Source organism: Pseudomonas laurylsulfativorans (genome assembly GCF_002906155.1).
Lineage (GTDB): Bacteria > Pseudomonadota > Gammaproteobacteria > Pseudomonadales > Pseudomonadaceae > Aquipseudomonas > Aquipseudomonas laurylsulfativorans.
This window is the reverse complement of record NZ_MUJK01000011.1, coordinates 146,796-166,777: the sequence shown is the minus strand read 5'-3', so window position 1 is coordinate 166,777 and position 19,982 is coordinate 146,796. Positions and strand designations below refer to the sequence as shown.

The window sequence follows — 19,982 nt, the reverse complement described above, 5'->3', positions numbered from 1 at the left end:
GGCAGGCCGACAGTCTAGCCGTGCATGGACGCCTTGAACATTCCGGTAGCTCGCTAACTATCAAACTCAGGCCAGTTTGACGCCGTAACCCTCCTCGCGGATCGCCTCGATCACTTGCTGGGCGGTCAGCGCACTTTCGACTCCAACCTCCCTCGCCGCCAGGTCGACCCGCACACTGGCCGCCGGGTCTTTGGCCTGCACCGCCTGAGTGATGGCCTTGACGCAATGACCACAAGACATGCCTTCAACGTTGAACACTTGCATGGGATAGCTCCTTTTCCGAGGGTTGAGTCCAGTTTCGAGCTTGCCACCGTGGCAAGGTCAAGTTCTGAAGTTAGCTGCCGGGCTGGCAATCGACGCCGGGCTCGGCCAAGCTGCGTCCATCTACGACTCGAACCCAGGAGACTCAACCATGCGCTGGTCAGTTTTCAGCCTGTTTGGCTTTCTCAGCCTTTTCGCCGCCGTGCCTTCGGTCAATGCCGCCGGTCAGGATTATGGCGTGTTGATCATTTCCCGCGAGCGCCTGGAAGTCGCGACCAGTTGCGAAATCGGTGTGTACATCCAGGATCAACTGGCGGCGCGGTTGTTTCAGGAACAGAGCACCTCGTTCAACCTGCCGCCCGGCATCGTCTCGCTGCGCCTTAAATTGCTTCCGGGCCAAGTGCCGGGTTGCAATCCTGGCATGCTCGCGCCGGGGTCGCAGGACATCCAGCTCAAGGCCGGGGATGTGCTCAAGTACCGGATCGCGATGACGCAGGAAGGGATGTACCTCAAGCGCGCCGGTCTGGGCTACTGATCGGTTGCTTGATCTGAAACATGGCACTTGACCTTGCCAACATGGCAAGGTTGATCCTGTGGTTATCTACTACAGGGAGTGCGACCGATGTCCGAATCCACCACGTTCGACCTGCCGATTGCCGGCATGACCTGCGCCAGTTGCGCCGGGCGCGTCGAGCGCGCCTTGAGCAAAGTCATTGGCGCCAGTGCCGTCAGTGTCAACCTTACCACTGAACAGGCACGGGTCCAGGCACCCAGCGACAGCCTGCCGGCCTTGATGGATGCCGTGGCCAAGGCCGGCTACAGCGTGCCGCAACAGAGCCTGGAATTGAGCATCGACGGCATGACCTGCGCCTCCTGCGTCGGTCGTGTCGAGCGCGCGCTGGCCAAGGTGCCGGGGGTGAAAAGCGTCAGCGTCAACCTGGCTAACGAACGCGCCCACCTTGAACTGCTCGGCCAGATTGATCCGCAAACCTTGATCGCGGCCGTGACCAAGGCTGGATACGCCGCCAGCGTCCGGGAAGCCGAACACCCGACAACCGACAATCAGCAACAGCGCCTGCATCGCGAACGCCTGGCCTTGATCATGGCCATCGCCCTCGCCTTGCCGCTGGTGCTGCCGATGCTGCTGCAACCCTTCGGCGTGCACTGGATGCTCCCGGCCTGGGCGCAATTCGCCCTGGCCACGCCGGTGCAATTCATCTTCGGCGCACGGTTTTACGTCGCCGCGTGGAAAGCCGTGCGCGCCGGAGCCGGCAACATGGATTTGCTGGTGGCCCTGGGCACCAGCGCCGGTTATGGCTTGAGCCTGTACGAATGGGCCACTGCCGCCGGGCGCATGCCGCATCTGTATTTCGAAGCCTCGGCGGTAGTGATCGCCTTGGTGCTACTGGGCAAGTACCTGGAAAGCCGCGCCAAGCGCCAGACCGCCAGCGCCATCCGCGCCCTCGAAGCCTTGCGCCCGGAACGGGCGATCCGGGTGATCGATGGCCACGAGCAAGACGTCGCCATCAGCGCCCTGCGCCTCGATGATCTGGTGATGGTCAAACCCGGCGAACGCTTTCCGGTGGACGGTGAAGTGATCGAAGGCCAAAGCCAAGCCGACGAAGCCCTGATCAGTGGCGAGAGCCTGCCGGTGCCTAAGCAGCCCGGTGACAAAGTCACCGGCGGCGCGATCAACGGTGAAGGCCGGTTGCTGGTGCGTACCCGGGCCCTTGGTGCGGAAACCGTGCTGGCGCGGATCATCCGTCTGGTGGAAGACGCCCAGGCCGCGAAAGCGCCGATCCAGAAACTGGTGGATAAAGTCAGCCAGGTGTTCGTGCCCACCGTGCTGCTGATTGCCCTGGCGACCCTGATCGGCTGGTGGCTGTATGGCGCGCCGATGGAAACGGCACTGATCAATGCGGTGGCGGTGCTGGTGATTGCCTGCCCTTGTGCACTGGGTCTGGCCACACCCACCGCGATCATGGCCGGCACCGGCGTGGCAGCACGCTACGGGATTCTGATCAAGGATGCCGAGGCACTGGAGCGGGCCCATGAAGTCAGCGCAGTGGTGTTCGACAAGACCGGCACCCTGACCTCCGGCGCCCCGCGCATTGCTCATCTGAGTGCCATCGACGGTAATGAGGCGAGCCTGCTGCAATTGGCCGGCGCCCTGCAACGCGGCAGTGAGCACCCGCTCGCCAAGGCTGTTCTGGATGCCTGTGCCGAACGCCATTTGAAGGTCGCCGATGTCAGTGACAGCCAGTCCCTGACCGGCCGCGGCATCGCTGGCAGCCTCGAAGGGCGTCGCCTGGCGCTGGGCAACCGTCGTCTGCTGGAGGACAGCGGCTTGAACGCCGGGCCGTTGGCCGACTCGGCGATCGCGTGGGAAAAAGAAGGCCGGACTTTGTCCTGGTTGATCGAACAGTCCCCCGAACCACAAGTGCTGGGTCTGTTCGCCTTCGGTGACACCCTCAAGCCCGGCGCGCTGCAAGCGGTGCAACAACTGAGTGCACGGAACATCAGCAGCCACCTGCTGACCGGCGACAATCGCGGCAGCGCCAAGGTGGTCGCCGAGGCGCTGGGCATCCAGGATGTGCATGCCGAAGTGCTACCGGCAGACAAGGCCGCCACCGTCGCCGCACTGAAGGAAACTGGCGTGGTGGCAATGGTCGGCGACGGTATCAACGATGCCCCGGCACTGGCCGCCGCCGACATCGGCATTGCCATGGGCGGCGGCACCGACGTCGCCATGCACGCGGCCGGCATCACCCTGATGCGCGGCGATCCGCGACTGGTGCCAGCCGCGCTGGAGATCAGCCGCAAGACCTACGCCAAGATTCGGCAGAACCTGTTCTGGGCCTTCGTCTACAACCTGATCGGCATTCCGCTGGCGGCGTTCGGCTTCCTCAATCCAGTGCTGGCCGGTGCAGCCATGGCATTGTCGAGCGTCAGCGTTGTGAGCAATGCACTTCTGTTGAAAACCTGGAAACCCAAGGACCTGGAGGACAACCGATGAACATCGGCCAAGCGGCCCGCCACAGCGGCCTGAGCGCAAAGATGATCCGTTATTACGAATCCATCGGCCTGCTCAAGGCCGCCCATCGCACCGACAGCGGTTACCGGGTGTATGGCGATGACGACCTGCACACCCTGGCCTTCATCAAGCGCTCGCGGGACCTGGGGTTTTCCCTGGAAGAAGTCGGCAAGTTACTAGCGCTCTGGCAAGACCGCCAGCGCGCCAGCGCCGATGTTAAAGCCCTGGCCCGTCAGCATATCGATGAGTTGAACCAGAAGATCCGCGAGCTGGGGCAATTGCGCGATACCTTGCAGGATCTGGTCGAGCACTGTCAGGGCGATCATCGGCCGGACTGCCCGATTCTGAAGAATCTGGAGTCGGGGTGTTGTGCTGAACCGGCTCAAGCCTGATGCATTGAAGCCGGCTGTACCGACGCCATCGCGGGCAAGTCGGATCGCCGCACCGCCGCTCCCTCAATGTTTGCGGCCGATCACAAATTCTGCACACATGCACAAATCCCTGTGGGAGCGGGCTTGCCCGCGAAGGCGGACTAACAGTCGACACAGGTATTGAATCTGCAACCCACAAAAAACCCGGCCGAAGCCGGGTTTTTCTTTAGCCGATCACTGCATCCAGGGTGGAGGCGGTTCTTCGGTCTTGCCTGGCGGAGCATCGTCCGCCGCGCGTACGGCTTGCTTGCGCTCTTCATCCAGGCGCGCGGCCTCGATTTCGCGCATGATCCCGCCCACGTCAGCCAGCTCTTCCGTGTCGGCGAACTCGCCGGTCAGGACACTGGCCGGGTGCAAGGTGCCGGCCTCGTACAAGGCCCACATTTCCTTGGCGTACTTGGTCTGCTTCAACTCCGGGGCAAACCGCCCGAAGTAGGACGCCATGTTGCCCACATCGCGCTCCAGCATGCTGAATGCGTGGTTGTTGCCCGCGGCATCCACCGCTTGCGGCAGGTCGATGATCACCGGGCCGGTCGGCGTCAGCAGCACGTTGAACTCGGACAGGTCGCCGTGCACCAGACCGGTGCACAGCATCAGCACGATCTGGGAAATCAGATACGCGTGATACTCGCGGGCCTGATCCGGCTCCAGCACCACATCGTTCAGGCGCGGAGCGGCATCACCGTACTCGTCGGCCACCAGCTCCATGAGCAGCACGCCTTCGAGGAAGTCGAACGGCTTGGGCACCCGTACACCGGCATTGGCCAGACGGAACAGCGCCGCCACTTCGGCGTTCTGCCAGGCGTCTTCGGTTTCCTTGCGGCCAAATTTGGAGCCCTTGGCCATTGCGCGGGCCTGACGGCTATTGCGCACCTTGCGGCCTTCCTGATACTCGGCCGCCTGACGGAAACTGCGTTTGTTAGCCTCCTTGTAGACCTTCGCGCAACGTAACTCGTTGCCGCAGCGCACCACATAAACAGCTGCTTCTTTACCACTCATGAGTGGGCGCAGCACCTCGTCGACCAGACCGTCCTCGATCAGGGGTTCAATGCGTTTTGGAGTCTTCATCAGCTTTTATTGTGGGTCCTTTATTACCAAACACGCGAAAGTCATTCGTTATACGGCAATCCACTCACGGGGGGGAGGGGTTGCCGACTTATGAACATTGCAGAAGCACACAATGTGCCGATTTCATCAGGTAAAACCGACGACCGCACGGGTCGTTCCAGATCATAGCCGAGCCTGCGTCACTTGTTGTGCAAGGGCATTGAGGGCAATTGCGACAGAAGCTGACACCACAACTCGTACCTTCCGTAGGATTTTTCCCAAAAGGCCTCAATTTCCTCCAACAACAGCCGAAGTCCTTAGTGACAAAGTGATTTGTCCGACAATCGCTGCCACAACAAAAGCGATGCTGCACTCAAGGACCGGGGTTGACCAAGAACGTTTACGGCTGCCAATAAACCGCGAGTCATCTGCACTGCGTGGGCCTACAAGAAAATCTGGAGCGCGGATGAACATCAAACAGAAGTTGACCTGGGCGTTTGCAATCATCGCCTGCCTGCCCGTGGTGCTGGTCGCCACCCTCGTTGTGCTGAACCTGCGCAGTGATGCCAGGGACGAATTCGTCGACGGCAGTGCCCGCGAGATTCGTCAGGTCAGCAACGCCATGCAATTGTTCTTTGACGGCATCAGCCAGAACGTCGATTACCTGGCCAAGCAACCGCTGATCCGAAACTCCGACGACAGCCTCAAGACTTACATGGCCGCCAACGCCGAGAGCGTCCCTCAGGGCGAGGCAGACAAAAAAGTCTTCACTCTGCTCCAGGACCTGGGCAACAGCCACCCGGCCTACGCCTATGCCATCCTCGGCACGGCAGCGGGCGGCTACGTGTCGTGGCCGGATGATCCGAAACTGAACAATTACGACCCGCGCCAGCGCCCCTGGTACAAGGCGGCCCAGGCCAAGCCGGGCAAGCCGTTCCGCACCGAGGCCTACTACTGGGCACAGGACGATGCGACCTACGTCAGCACCGTGCGCACCATCGACAACAAGTTGGGCACCAACGGCGGCGTGGTCAGCATCGACGTGACGCTCAAGCAGCTCACCGAAATCGTTAAACAGATCAAGCTTGGTGAAACCGGCTACCTGATGCTGCTGGAAAACACCGGCATGGTCCTGGTGGACCCGAAACAACCGGAACACAACTTCAAACCATTGAATAGCCTTGGCGACGGCTACGCGCAATTGGCCAAGGCCGGCAAGGGCCTGGTGGAAGTGGAGCTGAACGGCGAGCACTACATGGCCAACGTCTGGCCGTCGGAGCAACTGGGCTGGACTTTCATCGGACTGATCAAACAGGACGACGTGATGAGCTCCGCGACCCAGTTGACCTGGTTGATCGCCATCATCGCCGCCGTACTGGCGGTCATCTTCGCCATCGTTGGCGCCAGTTTTGCCAGCCTCATCGTGCGTCCGATCCGCAGCGTGGCCAGCGGCCTGGAAGGCATCGCCCAAGGCGAAGGCGACCTGACCCAGAACCTGCAAATCCGTGGCAGCGACGAAACCGCGCAACTGGCCAACTGGTTCAACCAGTTCCTGACCGCGATTCGCAACCTGATCCAGAGCATCGGCGGTGCGGCGGGCAAGATCCTCGCCACATCCAAGAGTTCGACCCAGGTTTCCAGCGACATGGCCGAAGCCGCCGGACGCCAGCGTGAAGCGGTGGACATGGTGTCCACGGCGTTCCACGAAATGGTCGCCACCGCCAACGAAGTCGCGCGGTCTTGCAGCCAGGCAGCGGAATCCGCCGACAGTGGCCAGCGCCAGGCGCGCGAAGGCCAGCAGCAGATCGATGCGGCGGTGAACAGCGTGGATCGCCTGAGCCAGGAAATCGAACAGTCGGCCCAGTCGATGCAACAACTTGAACGCGACAGCAACGACATTCAGTCGATCCTCGGGACCATCCGTTCGATCGCCGAACAAACCAACCTGCTGGCGCTGAACGCCGCGATCGAAGCGGCCCGGGCCGGTGAACAAGGTCGCGGTTTTGCCGTGGTGGCCGACGAAGTACGAGCCCTGGCCAAGCGCACGGCCGACTCCACGGCGGAAATCGACGGGCTGCTGGGCAATCTGGCCAAACGCACCAGCCAGGTGACCCAACAAATGCACGCCAGCCTGGAAGTGTCCCAGCAATCGGTGACGCGCATCGGCGAGGCGCGCAACAGCTTCGGGCAGATTCGCGAGTCGGTGGACGTGATCCGCGACATGAACACCCAGATCGCAACCGCGGCGGAACAGCAGCATCAAGTGGCCGAAGACATCAACCGGCACATCAGCCAGATCCACGGCGATGCGCAGTTGGTGGCGGAGCTGGCCAACTCGGCGCGCCTGGACTCCCAGAGCCTGGCCGGGTTGTCGAATGAGCTGGACGGGTTGGTGCGCAGGTTTCGTACCTGATTAATCGCCATACCCCCTGAGCCTGTGGGAGATTCTATGTTTGGGGGGAACCCCCAAGCATAGAATTAGGCTCGCTCCCACAGTTGTTTTTGCCTAGCGCTCGATGATTGCAGTCACACCCTGCCCGCCCGCCGCGCAAATCGAAATCAGTCCCCGCCCCTTGCCCGCCGCATCCAGCAACTTCGCCAGGTTGACGACAATGCGCCCACCCGTGGCGGCAAACGGATGCCCTGCCGCCAGTGAACTGCCCTTGACGTTGAGCTTGCTGCGGTCGATCGAGCCTAACGGCGCGTCGAGGCCGAGACGGGTTTTGCAAAACTCCGCATCCTCCCAGGCCTTCAATGTGCACAGCACTTGCGCAGCGAAGGCTTCGTGGATTTCGTAGTAGTCGAAGTCCTGCAAGGTCAGGCCATTGCGCGCGAGCAAACGCGGCACGGCGTAGACCGGCGCCATCAGCAACCCTTCGGCACCGTTGACGAAATCAACCGCCGCCGCCTCGCCGTCACGCCAGTAGGCCAGAATCGGCAAGCCGCGTGCCTTGGCCCACTCTTCGCTGCCCAGCAGCACCAGTGACGCACCATCGGTCAGTGGCGTGGAGTTGCCTGCGGTCAGCGTGCCCTTGGCGCTTTTCTCATAAGCCGGCTTGAGCGCGGCGAGCTTTTCCAGCGTCGAATCCGGGCGCAGGTTGTTGTCGCGGGTGAGCCCCAGGAACGGTGTCATCAGGTCGTTGTGCCAGCCCTCGGCGTAGGACGCGGCCAGTTTCTGATGGCTCTCAAGCGCCAGTTGATCCTGCGCTTGGCGAGGGATGTTCCAGGTCTGAGCCATCAACTCGCAGTGCTGGCCCATGGACAACCCGGTACGCGGCTCGCCGTTGCGTGGAAACTCGGGGACCAAATGTTTGGGGCGCAATTGCAGGAACGTTTTCAGTTTGTCGCCGGTGGTTTTGGCGCGGTTGGCTTGCAGGAGAATTTTGCGCAAGCCTTCGCTGACACTGATCGGCGCATCCGAGGTGGTGTCCACGCCACCGGCAATGCCGCAGTCGATCTGACCCAGGGCAATCTTGTTCGCCACCAGCAACGCCGCCTCCAGTCCGGTGCCGCACGCCTGCTGGATGTCATAGGCCGGGGTGGCAGGCGACAGTCGCGAACCGAGTACGCACTCGCGTGTGAGGTTCATGTCCCGCGACACTTTGAGCACGGCCCCAGCGACCACTTCGCCAATGCGCTGGCCGTGCAGGTTGTAACGTTCGATCAGGCCTTCGAGAGCGGCGGTGAGCATCACTTGGTTACTGGCCGTGGCGTAGGGGCCGTTGGAGCGGGCGAAGGGAATCCGGTTACCGCCGATGATCGCGACGCGGCGCAGTTGGGTCATAAGAGCTCCTGGTGAATGATTCAAATCGAAAACCGCCCCCTGTAGGAGCGAGCTTGCTCGCGATGAGTTGGAAGGCGACGCATTTCTCGAGACGATACGTGTCATCGTTCACGACCATCGCGAGCAAGTTCGCTCCTACAATGTAACCAAGCGTAGGCCTTATCTCGTGTATCGAACGACTGATCGCCATTCGTGGTCCACACTTTGAACCCCAGCTTTCGGAGCGCGTTCCATGTCTGACCGCTATATCGACTTCGCCAATTCGTCCATCGGCCATCGTCTGGTGGGCGCCCTGGGGTTGCCAGCGCCGACCAGATTGGAGCGCTGGCAAGCGGGCCGGCTGCGGCCCGTGGAGGGCGCGCTGCTGATCGGCGGCGGGCCACTGGCCGAACACGTCAGCGCTTTCGCCAACCGCCTGACCGACGCGATCTACAGCTACGGCACTGAGCCTTCAATGGCCACGGCCTGGATTCCCGGCCATGGACCGAAACTCAAGGCCGTGGTGTTCGATGCCAGTGATCTGCTGCACACCGATCAGCTCAAGCAACTGCGCGAGTTTTTCCAGCCGCTGATGAAGAACCTCGATCACTGCGCGCACCTGGTGATTCTCGGACGCGACCCGCAAACCTTGCGCGACCCGTTCGCCGCCAGTGCGCAACGTGCCCTGGAAGGTTTCAGCCGCTCGCTGGCCAAGGAGTTGCGCAGCGGTGGCACCCTGCAATTGATCTACGTCAGCGAAGGTGCCGAGGCGCAACTGGAAGGCCCCCTGCGGTTTTTCCTCTCACCCAAAAGCGCCTTCGTGTCCGGGCAGGTCGTTCGCTTGAACCCGTGTTCGACGCCAGTCACCGACTGGACGCGCCCGCTCGCCGGGCGCAAGGCACTGGTTACCGGCGCGGCACGGGGTATTGGTGCCGCCATCGCCGAAACCCTGGCCCGCGACGGCGCTGACGTCATCCTGCTCGACGTTCCACCGGCCAAAACCGATCTCGAAGCCCTCGCCGCGCGCCTCGGCGGGCGCAGCATCACCCTCGACATCTGCGCCGAAGACGCCGCTGCGCAGCTGATCGAACAGTTGCCCGACGGCCTCGACATCCTGGTGCACAACGCCGGCATCACCCGGGATAAAACCCTGGCCAACATGACCCCGGAATTCTGGGACGCGGTGCTGGCAGTCAACCTCAATGCGCCTCAAGTGCTGACCAAAGCCCTGCTCGACAGCGGCACCCTGCACGACAACGGCCGGGTGATTCTGCTGGCGTCCATCAGCGGCATTGCCGGCAATCGCGGGCAAACCAATTACGCGGCGAGCAAGGCCGGGCTCATTGGCCTGGCGCAGGCGTGGGCGCCGTTGCTCACCGAGCGCGGCATCAGCATCAACGCCGTGGCGCCGGGATTCATCGAAACGCAGATGACCGCGCACATTCCCTTCGGCCTGCGCGAAGCCGGACGGCGCATGAGTTCGCTTGGCCAGGGCGGCCTGCCACAGGACGTCGCCGAATCCGTGGCCTGGCTCGCGCAACCAGGCACAGGCGCCTTCACCGGGCAAGCGTTGCGCGTATGCGGGCAAAGCGTTCTGGGGGCTTAAGGATGATCACCGACTGGCACACACTCAACCGCGAACCCAGCCTGCCGGGGTTGTACGCCCGCGCCGCGACACGGCGCAAAATCACCGGCACCACCTTGCCCGATTCGGGTTTGCGGTGCTGGGTCGATGTCGATCCCAAGCGCCTGGCGGCTTATCGCAGGGTCTGTGGTTTTGCCGACAACGGCCTGCTGCCGCCGACCTATCCACACATCCTCGGGTTTGCCTTGCAGATGCAATTGCTCACGGCCAGGGACTTCCCGTTCCCGCTGCTGGGCCTGATTCACCTGAGCAATCGCATTCGTTTACTGCGCCCCATGGGCGGGGTGAACCGGGTGCGAGTCAGTGTGCAGGTGCAGAACCTGCAACCCCACGCCAAAGGCGCGACATTCGATCTACTGACCACCCTCGACGATCAGTTGGGACCACTGTGGGAAGCAGAAAGCAGGATGCTCTGCCGCGGCATCAAACTCGAGGGTGAACCGCCCGAAGCCCCCCTGACAAGCAGCCTGGCCGTGAGCGAAATCGAGCACTGGAAAGCGCCCTCGGACATCGGCCGGCAATACGCCAAAGTGTCCGGCGACTACAACCCGATCCACCTCAGCGCGGCCAGCGCCCGACTCTTCGGCTTCCCCACCGCCATCGCCCATGGTCTGTGGAACAAGGCACGCACGCTGGCGGCACTGACCGGGCATCTGCCAGTGGCGAATGTCGAGATCGCGGTGCAGTTCAAGAAACCGGTACGGTTGCCCAGCGAGGTGACGTTGCTGGCCAGTGCGCCGGGCGTGAGCGGGGATTTTCAACTGGTGGGTGTCGGGGATCTGGAGCACATGGTCGGGCATTGGCAGCCGGTAGCCTGACAAGGCGGATATTTGTGGCGAGGGAGTTCGCTCCCACAGGGGATTGGATACACCCGTGAGAATTGGGTTGGCTGGCAGGCCAACCTATTCGAAATTGAACGCGTTTCCCTGTAGGAGCGAGCTTGCTCGCGAAAAACGTCTGGATAACCCGATCAATCAGTCAGCACGCGTTATCGTTGACGTCCATCGCGAGCAAGCTCGCTCCTACAGGTACAGGGCTGAGCGCAGGTGTAAATCCGGGGATCAGCGAATCAACCTTTAACCAGATAGACCTGCGGCTGCGGAAACAGATTATTCAGCGTCTCCAACAACCGCACGTGATAAATCGGCTTGCGAAAAAGATCCAGCACCTGCAAGCGCAACATGTCACTGACATCCTCCATGTCCGCATGCCCCGACATCACAATCACCGGCAAATGCTGGCGCGACGTATGCTCGCGCAAACGCTTGATCAACGACATGCCACTCTCCTCCGGCATGCGCAAATCGGTGATCACCAAAGCGATATCGGGATGCCGGGTCAGATGCTGCAGCGCGAGCTTGACCGAAGTGGCCGTAAAACAATTGAACCCCTCCCCCTCCAGCAACTCCCCCAGCTCAAGCAATGCGTCCTCTTCGTCATCCACCAGAAGCAACTGTTGGCGTGGCTGTGCGAGAGCGTTCATGAGGTAACACCTGCTATGGACGAAGCGCTGACGTTAGGAACCCGGTAAAGCAATAGTAATTGCCGACTTCCTGGTCACAGCGCCGCTTGAATCGTGTTGAACGTGGCCGTGATGGCGTTCTGGACACCTCCACTGAAACCGGCGAGCACCACCGCGACCATGGCCGCAATGATCGCGTACTCAATACCGGACGCACCCTCGGTATCTTTGGCCAGCCCTTTGTAAAACGCGATTTCGGATTTGACCTTCTCAACAAGCTTGGAAAAAGACATGACATTTCTCCTGGACGACGACGGGTGTTGCACGGACGCAACATGATTCCCCATTGCCAGCACCAGCATTGTCGGCATTCTCCACCCCAACAACTGTAAATACGCATTAACACGAAAGTATTAACCGTTTCGTTGACGTCAAAAAACAGATCATTTCATCGCAACTTTGCACTTTCGTTAGATATTTCCCCTCGCGCTAATGGCATTTCGCTTTACCTGCGCTACGGTCAAATAGCGAAATAGTTCCATGTTCATAGCTGCCTGATTGCGAAGTTGTCTCGTTAGATATGGCGGGGTTTTGCGCAGCAGGAAAGGGAGAGCCTTCATGAACAGCCGTGTCACTCTGAGCCTCGCCGGATTGTTTCTGGTCGGCGCCATCATTACCGGTTACTGGGGGCTCGCATTGAGTCGTCAACCGGCCCCCGAATCCGTTGCCCAATCCACTGTCGGTGCGCCGCTCGCCAACGCACAGGTGGCCGTGTCGGCTGATGACCCTACTCGCCACCCCGTGGTCGTGCTGGTCAACGATGTCGCGCCATTTGCGCCGATCACCGCCGCCGATGTCACCCTGGAAAAACTGCGCACCGTCCCGGCCGGCAGCCTGACCAGCCTCGACCAGGCCATTGGCCGTACCCCTTGGCGCGCCCTCACGGCCGGGAGTTGGCTCAACGACGAAAGCTTCGAAGCGGGCAGCAAACTGTCGCGGATGATTCGCGCCGATGAGCGCGCCCTGGCGGTCGCCGTGGACGAGGTGGTCAACGTCGGCGGACAGCTGACACCCGGTGACTACGTCGACGTGCTGCTGTTCCTGCGCATGGACACTCTCAATCCTCAGCCAACGGCCCAACTCGTGGTGCCGGCCTTGCGGGTGCTCGGGGTCGGCGAGCAGTTGGGCTTGACCAACGACGGCCAGCCTTCAAGCCCGGCACGTAGCGCCGATGAAAAGCTCAGACAGGAGCAATCGCGCACCACCGCCCGCACCGTGCTGCTCGCCGTTCCTGAACAACTGGTGAGCCGTCTGATGCTCGCGACCCAGGCCGGCGTGTTGCGCCTGGCCGTGCGCAGCGCCGATGAAAAACGCCTGGCGCGCTACTGGGCCGGCGAGAGCACCTCTGCTGCCAACCTGGCCAATGCCAACCGCGAGTTACTGCAATTCAGCCAACTGGCCATGACTACGCCGCCAAAACCCGTTGCCAGTGCTGGCGCCACGCCGCGCAAAACCAGCGTGGAAGTCATTCGCGGCAACGAAATCACTCAACAAACACCCTGAATCGAGCACCACAGCGGGTTATCGCAATGAGCCAGAACCTGAGTCAAACCTTCCTCGCGATTACGCGTAACAGCACTGACCTGGAATGGTTGCAAGGCGCGCTTGCGCCCTTGGGTCAGGTGGTCAGTGCCGGTGGCGGCAGCCTCGACGAACTGTTGGCACTGGTGGACGTGACGTTTGCCAGTCTGGTGTTCATCGGCCTGGACCGCGACCACGTGGTGGCCCAGAGCGCGTTGATCGAAGGCGCGCTGGAAGCCAAACCGATGCTGGCGATCGTCGCGCTGGGCGACGGCATGGACAACCAGCTGGTATTGAACGCGATGCGTGCCGGGGCCAGGGATTTCGTGGCCTATGGTTCACGCTCCAGTGAAGTCGCGGGGCTGGTGCGGCGCCTGAGCAAACGCCTCCCCGCCGTCGCGCCAAACACGCACCTGGGTCGCCTGACCGTACTGTACGGCGTGCAGAGCAGCGCCGACGGCGCGTTGCTGGCCACGCACATGGCGCAAGTGGTGCAAAAAAGCGGTCAGCACACGCTGCTGCTGGACCTTGGTTTACCTCGCGGTGACAGCCTGGCTTTGCTCGGTCTGGAGAGTTCGTTTCATTTCGGCGACGCGTTGCGTCATTTGCGCCGCCTCGACGCGACGCTGATCGACAGCGCCTTCACCAGTTGCGAAGCCGGGCTGCGCATCCTCGCCTACGCCAGTGGCGATGAACCGCTGGAACACACCAGCGCCGCCGAGTTGTACATGCTCCTCAGCGCCCTGCGCCAACACTTCCAGCACATCGTGGTGAACCTCACCGGGCAGCCGGACAGCGAAGCGTTGCGTACCTTCGTCAGCCATTGCGACAAACTGCTGTGGTACACCGATCAAAATGTACTCGACTGCCGCCGCAACCTCTCGGTGCTCAATCTTTGGCGCGAAAAAGGCATGAAGCTCGATCACGCCAAATTGCTCGTGGATCGCTACCTGCGCAGCGTCGCGCCGGACTCCGACACCCTGGGCAAGACGTTCGGCCTGGAAATCATCGCCACCCTCGCCTACAGCCCGGAAGTACGGCTCAACGCCAAGAACCAGGGCCTGACCTTATTCGAACTGGCCCCACGCGAAGGCCTCACCCAGGGCCTGCGCACCCTCGGCGAGCGCCTGGCCAAGCACTCCGAAGGCCTGGCCAAACCCAAGACCGGCTGGTTCAACCGCTTGAGGGGCGCACAATGAACAGTGAAAAACTCTTTGGCTCACCTCAGCGCGGCGCGGTTGGCAATACCGACCACGATGGCCTGAAACTGGTGCTACACCGCTACATCATCGATGCCATCGAAGAGTCGGGGAAAAACCTGCTGGAAGGTTCACGGCAGGTGCTGTCGCAATTCGTGATCGACAAAGTGGCCGAGTACATCGCCCGTTTGCACCTGGCGATTTCCCGCTATGAGATGGAGCGTCTGGCCGAGGAAATCGTCGACGAGCTCACCGGTTTCGGCCCACTGGAAGTACTGCTGCGCGACACCGCGGTGACCGAGATCCTGGTCAACGGCCCGCACCGGGTATTTGTCGAACGCGAAGGTGTGCTGCATCTGAGCGACTTGCGTTTCATCGATTCGCACCACGTCGAGCGTGTCATGCAACGGATTCTCGCGCCGCTAGGCCGGCGGCTCGACGAGTCCTCGCCGATGGTCGACGCGCGCCTGCCGGATGGCAGCCGGGTCAACGCCATCATCCCGCCGATTGCCCTAGATGGCCCGTGCCTGTCGATCCGAAAATTCCGCCAGGACATGCTCAAAAGCTCCGACCTCATGGCAATGCAAACCATCGATCATGCGATCTATGAATTCATTCAGGAAGCCGTGGGCAAACGCTGCAACATCCTCATCAGCGGCGGCACCGGCACCGGCAAGACCACGCTGCTGAACATTCTCAGCCAGTTGATCAGCCCTCACGAACGCCTGGTCACCATCGAAGACGTCGCCGAACTGCAACTGGGCCACCCTCACGTCGTGCGCCTGGAAACCCGTCCACCGAATGCCGAAGGCCATGGCGAGGTGAAAGCCAGCGACCTGATTCGCAACGCCCTGCGGATGCGCCCGGACCGGATCATCCTCGGCGAAATTCGCGGTGTCGAAGTGGTCGATGTATTGACCGCCATGAACACCGGCCACGACGGCTCGATGAGCACCGTACATGCCAACAACGCCCAGGATGCGTTGCTGCGCCTGGAGACCCTGGTGGGTTTGACCGGTCGCGGCATCGCCGAGCGCACGTTGCGGCAAATGATCTGCGCGGCGCTCGATGTGGTCATCCAGCTCACACGCATGCCTGACGGTCGCCGTTGCGTCAGCGAAGTGGTGGAAGTCGTCGGTGTTCGCGATGACGTGTATGTCACCAACACGCTGTTCCGTTTCGACCGCCACAGCGGTTTCGGTTTCCTGCGCGAAGCGCTCAACCCGGCTGGCGACAAATTGCGCCGGGACTCGGCGCTGTCGCCCTCGGCGTATTGAGGCCACGACATGCTCAAACCGGCGCTGCTCATCCTCGTTTGCCTGATCCTTCTCGGCCTGTCGCTGCGCTTGCTCTTTAACGGTTTGCGCCAGACCGGCAACGAACGGATTCTGGGACGCCTGAGCCAGGGGCAACCGCAGCGGGTCGTGCACAAATCATCGTGGACAGGGCTTGAGCGGGCGTTCCTGCGCGCCGGGCTCGGACGCCCCACGGAACGCCTGGGCCAATGGCTGGTGTTCTGGATACTCGGGGTGCTACTGGGGTTTGCCTTGGGTGGCTGGATCGGCGCACTGCTGTTGCTGCTGGTGCCTCCGGCGGCAGTACGGCTGTTCGTCAGCTGGCGTTATCAGCGTCGCCTCAGCCGCATGATCGAACAACTGCCGATGCTGCTCGACCATGCCGTACGCAGCCTGAAGTCCGGGCGGACCCTGGCCGACGCTGTACTGGGCGCCATCGATGCCGCCGAAGATCCGCTGAAAAATGCCATGGGCCGGATTCAGCGCAATATGCATTTGGGGGTCAGCCTGGCGGACGCCGCGTCGGACTTCGCCGAGTTGTACGAAAAAGATGAACTGCGCCTGCTCGCACTTGGCCTGAAGGTCAACCACCGTTACGGCGGCAATGCCAGTGAGCTGCTGGAAAATCTGATCAAGATGATCCGCGAACGCGAGCAAGCGGCTCGCCAATTGAAGGCCATGACCGGCGAAACCCGCATCACGGCCGCGGTCCTGGCCCTGCTGCCGGTCTCGGTCGCTGGCTACTTTCTACTCACCAATCCGATCTACCTGCTTTCCATGTGGCACGACAGCTCGGGGCAAACCATGCTGGCGAGTGCCTTCGGATTTCAGGTGATCGGTTGCCTGGCGCTTTGGCGCATGTTGCGTAGCCTATGAATATGAAGATGCTCTTGCTGATCAGCGCGCTGCTCCTGTTCGGGGCTGCACTGTTGCTGATCAGCGCCTTGCTGGAGCAACGCCGACGAGCGCGCCAGGTGGCCCAGCGACTGGATGGCAAGGCGCCTGGCGATAGCCGCTTCAGCGAGCTGCTGCACGCCCTGGGCGCCAGCCGTCTGGGGCAAAAGTCGGTCAAAATGGACAACGAAACCCAGACCCTGCTCAACCGCCTGGGCTGGCGCAGCGTTCGCCAACGTTCGATGTTTGCTGCCTTGCAGGTGGGTGCCCCGGTGCTGGCACTGACCTTGTGCCTGCTGATCCAGGGGCTGTTCTACCCGAATGTGGAGAACCACTGGATCGCCCCGATGCTCGCCACCAGCTTCGGCTATCTGCTACCCAAACGCTGGCTGGCCGCCGCCGCACAGCATCGGCAAAAGCAGCTCGCCACCGAGACATCAACCTTCATTGCGCTGCTGCGCACCCTGTTCGAATCGGGCATGGCGGTGGAGCAATCGCTGCGTGTACTGAGTCAGGAGGGCAAACAATTGCTGCCCGCCCTGACCCATGAATTGCGCCTGGTTCTGGCCCGTGTCGACTCGGGCATGGAACTGGGCGAAGAGCTGAACAAAAGCACCCGACTGCTTTCGGTAGACGAGTTCACCGACACCTGCGTGATCCTTCAACAATTGATCCACCAAGGGGGTGGCGCGATGAAATCCTTGCTGGCGCTCAAACAGCTGCTCGATGACCGGCGCCTGACGCGCTTGCAGGAATACATCTCCAAGATGTCCGCCAAGATGTCCGTGGTGATGATGCTGTTTCTCTTCCCGGCGCTATTGATCGTCCTGGCCGGCCCGGGCTTCACTGCCCTGACTCGGGCCTTTGCCCACTAGTCCTGCGGATCGAGATTATCCAGCGCCCGATTCACCGCCAGCTCGCCCAGCATGATCACCTGCGCAATCCCCAGCAGCGTATTGCGCTGCGAGCCCTGGAGAAACCCCGCGAAATCACTCGCCATCACACTCGCCGACGCCAGTGATTCACAGGCGTGGGCCCGTAGAGTCTCGGTATCGATGTCCGGGGCGATGACGAACATTGTGCCGAGTTTGTGGGTGACCGGTTGCCTGGGGGGATTTGGGGTTGGTTTGATCATGGTGAAGCTCCATTCATAGAGTTGGAGTTCGCCCACCACTGCGACCAAGCAGAAGGGTGGCGAACCGTACGCAGGTTGGTCGACCAGGGAATGGAAACCCGGCAGGGCCTAGGCCCTCCCACGCACGGCTCGCCATTAAGCGAGCACAAAAATGCCGCTCGCGCGGCACTGTGCGCCATTCTAAACCCGGGCGACCAAACCCGATCACTGATTTTGCAGCGATCGACAAAGGCTAGAGATGGCACTTCCGATGGACAACCTGAAAAGCGTGTCGGAGATTTCCCAGGGATTTGAGGAAACTACACAGGAATGTGTGGGCTGAAAGGACGCCATCGCGAGCAAGCTCGCGCCTACAGTTGGGACGGGTGCATCTGAAAGAAATGGGTCGGCTGGCAGGCCGCCTTCGCGAGCAAGCCCGCACAGTTGGGCTGGGTGTGTCTGAAAGAAATTGGTCGGCCGACGGGCCGCCATCGCGAGCAAGCTCGCTCCTACAGAAGAGCAAAGGCAGAGCTGCGTACACCCATGCTCCTCACCACTCATCAGGCCGAGCGTTAGCTCGCCTGCAGCTCTTGATCTTGATCCACCCGCCCCCTCGGGAGGCTGAGAGGAGGTGTTTATCCGGGGATTGGCGCGCAGCGCCGTTCGACGCAGTCGAACTCATTGCATGTAGGTCGAAGCGAAGCCGACCGGAGGGCAATGCCCCCGGATGAATACCGGAGCGAAGGAACGCCGAGCCTAGGCGAGGGGCCGGACGCCAGGGGCGAGCGTTTTTTTGGTTACTTTTTTTAGGCGTTTGTAAAAAAAGTGACTCGCCGTAAGGGCGAAACCATAAGTGGCCGTTACCGCAGAAACGGATATGTACACAAAATCAGTGCGCCGTAACCCGCTGCCGCCCCCCGGAAACACTGGGCGACAAAGCCAGCGCCAACTGCGTCCGATTATGCATATGCGTCAACCGCAACACCTGCGACACATACAACTTCACCGTGTTCTCGGAAATCCCCAACTCACAGGCAATCTGATAATTGGTCTGCCCTTTGCCCACCAACTGCGCCACCTCCAGTTGCCGCGGTGACAGCTGATTGAAAATCGCCGGAATCTCCACCGCATCAGCCTCGGCAACACCACGGTCACTCGCTTGCGGTCCGCGCCGAACCTTGTCCAGGTCCTGGTACAGATCATCGATCGACTCGGACAAATACTGCAGCTTCTGATTCAAATGCCCCAACTGCAAGTTCTTGTGCTTCTCCTGCAAGGCCACTTCCTGACGCTGCAAACCTTCGAGCAACTCATACAGATCGATCGGCTTCTGGTAATAGTCGGCAACGCCAGCGCGCAGGGCCTTGATCAAGTCCTGCTTGTCGGCACACCCGGTGAGCATGATCGCCTCGAACGCCCGGTGCTTGCCCGATAGCCGTTGCAGCTCCTGCATCAGCTCAAGGCCATCCATGCCGGGCATGTGCAAGTCCAGCAGCACCAGGCCGATGTCGAGGTCTTCGTTGAAACGCTCGATCGCCTGATGGCCCGACTCGCAGGGAACACAACAGTAACCTTTGCTCTCCAGAAACTCGCAGAGCTCTTCAACGATCAATGGCGCGTCGTCGACCACAAGGATTTTTACTGCCGAAGTAAACTTGCTCACGTGCAACTCCCTGTCAGGCCAAAGGTTGACCCGCCCCTCACCAACAGCCAGCGGCTGTACGACTGCTGTCTGAAAAGTAGACGTAGTTTCAGGCTCTGTACATAAAAGGGCCGACTAGTGGAACCAGGCCAATGTCAGCATCAGCCCCGCCAACACGAACGGTGCAAACGGCTGCTTCTTTGACATTTCAGGCGCCATATAAAAAAGATGAGTTCTAAGCCCTTGACTCATATGAAGCCAGACTCTTGGCGCCAGCAGCACCCAGAAAACACTGGCCAAACCGGCGCCAATGAACGTGCCGAGCACGTGCATACCGTCTGTCGCAAGACCCAGCGCGGCCATGAGTTTCACGTCGCCACCGCCCAGGCGTTTCATCGAATAGCCCGGTAGGGTGAAGCCCAGGGCCAGTAAAAACGCCCAGCCGCCCTGTTGCGCCTCGGCACCCAGCCAGGTCGTGCCGCTCCACAGCAACCAGGCCAGGGCCAAGGCGCCGGCACCCAGGGTCAGGCCATTGGCAATGTGCCGTTGCCGGGCATCCTGCACGGCACACAGCGCCAACCAGATCAGTAGGACAAAGCTCTGCATTCGGTAAA

The 19,982-nt window shown here is 61.3% G+C and carries 19 protein-coding genes and 1 pseudogene; 12 read left to right on the top strand and 8 right to left on the bottom strand.

Translation table 11 applies throughout. The features are described 5' to 3' along the window. Positions 1-66: 66 nt before the first annotated feature. Positions 67-264 carry a cation transporter gene (locus B0D71_RS25790; protein WP_103397228.1) on the bottom strand — a complete coding sequence of 66 codons (198 nt, stop codon included), beginning with the start codon at positions 262-264 and terminating at the stop codon, positions 67-69. 148 nt (positions 265-412) lie between these two features. On the opposite strand from B0D71_RS25790, the gene B0D71_RS25785 reads away from it, so the two are divergent. The 3 genes from B0D71_RS25785 to cueR all read left to right on the top strand — a co-directional run bounded on the left by B0D71_RS25785 (position 413) and on the right by cueR (position 3,687). After that, complete coding sequence (locus tag B0D71_RS25785; protein WP_008050348.1) at positions 413-796, top strand: hypothetical protein; 384 nt, start codon at positions 413-415, stop codon at positions 794-796. A gap of 87 nt (positions 797-883) precedes the next feature. Next, on the top strand, positions 884-3,277 hold the full coding sequence (locus tag B0D71_RS25780) for a heavy metal translocating P-type ATPase (RefSeq protein ID WP_103397227.1): 2,394 nt from the start codon (positions 884-886) through the stop codon (positions 3,275-3,277). Continuing rightward, on the top strand, positions 3,274-3,687 hold the full coding sequence (gene cueR, locus B0D71_RS25775) for a Cu(I)-responsive transcriptional regulator (protein ID WP_103397226.1): 414 nt from the start codon (positions 3,274-3,276) through the stop codon (positions 3,685-3,687). The genes B0D71_RS25780 and cueR overlap by 4 nt, the downstream gene beginning before the upstream one ends. A 213-nt stretch (positions 3,688-3,900) precedes the next feature. Here the strand turns inward: cueR and B0D71_RS25770 are convergent, their stop codons facing one another. Next, on the bottom strand, positions 3,901-4,794 hold the full coding sequence (locus B0D71_RS25770) for a PA4780 family RIO1-like protein kinase (protein WP_103397225.1): 894 nt from the start codon (positions 4,792-4,794) through the stop codon (positions 3,901-3,903). A 112-nt stretch (positions 4,795-4,906) separates the two neighbouring features. Here B0D71_RS25770 and B0D71_RS32460 point away from each other — a divergent pair. Next, a pseudogene (locus tag B0D71_RS32460) lies at positions 4,907-6,328 on the top strand (cache domain-containing protein); the annotation flags it as partial. A 90-nt stretch (positions 6,329-6,418) separates the two neighbouring features. Beyond that, positions 6,419-7,186, top strand: coding sequence for a methyl-accepting chemotaxis protein (locus B0D71_RS32455; RefSeq protein WP_371319548.1), 768 nt, complete (start codon positions 6,419-6,421; stop codon positions 7,184-7,186). Positions 7,187-7,279: 93 nt separating this feature from the next. On the opposite strand, the gene B0D71_RS25760 is transcribed toward B0D71_RS32455, so the two are convergent. Continuing rightward, the gene (locus B0D71_RS25760) at positions 7,280-8,557 is read right to left on the bottom strand and encodes an acetyl-CoA C-acetyltransferase (protein WP_103397223.1); all 1,278 of its coding nucleotides are present in this window, start codon (positions 8,555-8,557) and stop codon (positions 7,280-7,282) included. 232 nt (positions 8,558-8,789) lie between these two features. Between B0D71_RS25760 and B0D71_RS25750 the strand changes: the two genes are divergently transcribed. Both B0D71_RS25750 and B0D71_RS25745 read left to right on the top strand, forming a co-directional pair. Next, positions 8,790-10,142 carry a 3-oxoacyl-ACP reductase gene (locus tag B0D71_RS25750; protein WP_103397221.1) on the top strand — a complete coding sequence of 451 codons (1,353 nt, stop codon included), beginning with the start codon at positions 8,790-8,792 and terminating at the stop codon, positions 10,140-10,142. A 2-nt stretch (positions 10,143-10,144) separates the two neighbouring features. Beyond that, a complete protein-coding gene (locus tag B0D71_RS25745) occupies positions 10,145-10,999 on the top strand; it encodes a MaoC family dehydratase (protein WP_103397220.1) in 855 nt (284 codons plus the stop codon). Between the two features lie 251 nt (positions 11,000-11,250). Here B0D71_RS25745 and B0D71_RS25740 read toward each other — a convergent pair whose 3' ends face one another. After that, entirely contained in the window at positions 11,251-11,664 is a 414-nt protein-coding gene (locus tag B0D71_RS25740) for a response regulator (RefSeq protein WP_103397219.1), read from the bottom strand. A gap of 74 nt (positions 11,665-11,738) precedes the next feature. Then, positions 11,739-11,936, bottom strand: a complete 198-nt coding sequence (locus tag B0D71_RS25735) for a Flp family type IVb pilin (RefSeq protein WP_103397218.1) — start codon at positions 11,934-11,936, stop codon at positions 11,739-11,741. Positions 11,937-12,261: 325 nt separating this feature from the next. Here B0D71_RS25735 and cpaB point away from each other — a divergent pair, with 325 nt between their 5' ends. From cpaB to B0D71_RS25710, 5 genes are read left to right on the top strand one after another with little or no spacing between them, the layout of a single operon-like run. Further along, positions 12,262-13,206 (top strand): Flp pilus assembly protein CpaB, encoded by a 945-nt coding sequence (gene cpaB / locus B0D71_RS25730; RefSeq protein WP_103397217.1) that lies wholly within the window; start codon positions 12,262-12,264, stop codon positions 13,204-13,206. 26 nt (positions 13,207-13,232) lie between these two features. Continuing rightward, the gene (locus tag B0D71_RS25725; RefSeq protein ID WP_103397216.1) at positions 13,233-14,423 is read left to right on the top strand and encodes a CpaE/TadZ family protein; all 1,191 of its coding nucleotides are present in this window, start codon (positions 13,233-13,235) and stop codon (positions 14,421-14,423) included. Continuing rightward, entirely contained in the window at positions 14,420-15,700 is a 1,281-nt protein-coding gene (locus B0D71_RS25720) for a TadA family conjugal transfer-associated ATPase (protein ID WP_103397215.1), read from the top strand. The genes B0D71_RS25725 and B0D71_RS25720 overlap by 4 nt, the downstream gene beginning before the upstream one ends. Before the next feature lie 9 nt (positions 15,701-15,709). Beyond that, a complete protein-coding gene (locus B0D71_RS25715) occupies positions 15,710-16,594 on the top strand; it encodes a type II secretion system F family protein (protein WP_103397214.1) in 885 nt (294 codons plus the stop codon). A gap of 2 nt (positions 16,595-16,596) precedes the next feature. Then, positions 16,597-17,487: a type II secretion system F family protein gene (locus B0D71_RS25710; protein ID WP_103397213.1), complete on the top strand. Its 891-nt coding sequence runs from the start codon at positions 16,597-16,599 to the stop codon at positions 17,485-17,487. On the opposite strand, the gene B0D71_RS25705 is transcribed toward B0D71_RS25710, so the two are convergent. The 3 genes from B0D71_RS25705 to B0D71_RS25690 all read right to left on the bottom strand — a co-directional run bounded on the left by B0D71_RS25705 (position 17,484) and on the right by B0D71_RS25690 (position 19,974). Next, the gene (locus B0D71_RS25705) at positions 17,484-17,747 is read right to left on the bottom strand and encodes a DUF6124 family protein (RefSeq protein WP_103397212.1); all 264 of its coding nucleotides are present in this window, start codon (positions 17,745-17,747) and stop codon (positions 17,484-17,486) included. The two genes, B0D71_RS25710 and B0D71_RS25705, sit on opposite strands and share 4 nt — an antisense overlap. An 868-nt stretch (positions 17,748-18,615) precedes the next feature. Next, a complete protein-coding gene (locus B0D71_RS25695) occupies positions 18,616-19,389 on the bottom strand; it encodes a response regulator transcription factor (protein WP_103397211.1) in 774 nt (257 codons plus the stop codon). Between the two features lie 114 nt (positions 19,390-19,503). After that, positions 19,504-19,974 (bottom strand): prepilin peptidase, encoded by a 471-nt coding sequence (locus B0D71_RS25690; protein WP_103397210.1) that lies wholly within the window; start codon positions 19,972-19,974, stop codon positions 19,504-19,506. Positions 19,975-19,982 lie beyond the last annotated feature (8 nt).

Bases quoted from the DNA above. Each gene is read 5' to 3' on its own strand.
- B0D71_RS25740 (WP_103397219.1), bottom strand. From the start codon at position 11,664: ATGAACGCTCTCGCACAGCCACGCCAACAGTTGCTTCTGGTGGATGAC.
- B0D71_RS25780 (WP_103397227.1), top strand. From the start codon at position 884: ATGTCCGAATCCACCACGTTCGACCTGCCGATTGCCGGCATGACCTGC.
- B0D71_RS25720 (WP_103397215.1), top strand. From the start codon at position 14,420: ATGAACAGTGAAAAACTCTTTGGCTCACCTCAGCGCGGCGCGGTTGGC.
- B0D71_RS25735 (WP_103397218.1), bottom strand. From the start codon at position 11,936: ATGTCTTTTTCCAAGCTTGTTGAGAAGGTCAAATCCGAAATCGCGTTT.
- B0D71_RS25705 (WP_103397212.1), bottom strand. From the start codon at position 17,747: ATGATCAAACCAACCCCAAATCCCCCCAGGCAACCGGTCACCCACAAA.
- B0D71_RS25790 (WP_103397228.1), bottom strand. From the start codon at position 264: ATGCAAGTGTTCAACGTTGAAGGCATGTCTTGTGGTCATTGCGTCAAG.
- B0D71_RS32455 (WP_371319548.1), top strand. From the start codon at position 6,419: ATGGCCGAAGCCGCCGGACGCCAGCGTGAAGCGGTGGACATGGTGTCC.
- B0D71_RS25715 (WP_103397214.1), top strand. From the start codon at position 15,710: ATGCTCAAACCGGCGCTGCTCATCCTCGTTTGCCTGATCCTTCTCGGC.
- B0D71_RS25690 (WP_103397210.1), bottom strand. From the start codon at position 19,974: ATGCAGAGCTTTGTCCTACTGATCTGGTTGGCGCTGTGTGCCGTGCAG.
- B0D71_RS25770 (WP_103397225.1), bottom strand. From the start codon at position 4,794: ATGAAGACTCCAAAACGCATTGAACCCCTGATCGAGGACGGTCTGGTC.
- B0D71_RS25710 (WP_103397213.1), top strand. From the start codon at position 16,597: ATGAAGATGCTCTTGCTGATCAGCGCGCTGCTCCTGTTCGGGGCTGCA.
- B0D71_RS25785 (WP_008050348.1), top strand. From the start codon at position 413: ATGCGCTGGTCAGTTTTCAGCCTGTTTGGCTTTCTCAGCCTTTTCGCC.
- B0D71_RS25750 (WP_103397221.1), top strand. From the start codon at position 8,790: ATGTCTGACCGCTATATCGACTTCGCCAATTCGTCCATCGGCCATCGT.
- cueR (WP_103397226.1), top strand. From the start codon at position 3,274: ATGAACATCGGCCAAGCGGCCCGCCACAGCGGCCTGAGCGCAAAGATG.
- B0D71_RS25760 (WP_103397223.1), bottom strand. From the start codon at position 8,557: ATGACCCAACTGCGCCGCGTCGCGATCATCGGCGGTAACCGGATTCCC.
- B0D71_RS25725 (WP_103397216.1), top strand. From the start codon at position 13,233: ATGAGCCAGAACCTGAGTCAAACCTTCCTCGCGATTACGCGTAACAGC.
- B0D71_RS25745 (WP_103397220.1), top strand. From the start codon at position 10,145: ATGATCACCGACTGGCACACACTCAACCGCGAACCCAGCCTGCCGGGG.
- cpaB (WP_103397217.1), top strand. From the start codon at position 12,262: ATGAACAGCCGTGTCACTCTGAGCCTCGCCGGATTGTTTCTGGTCGGC.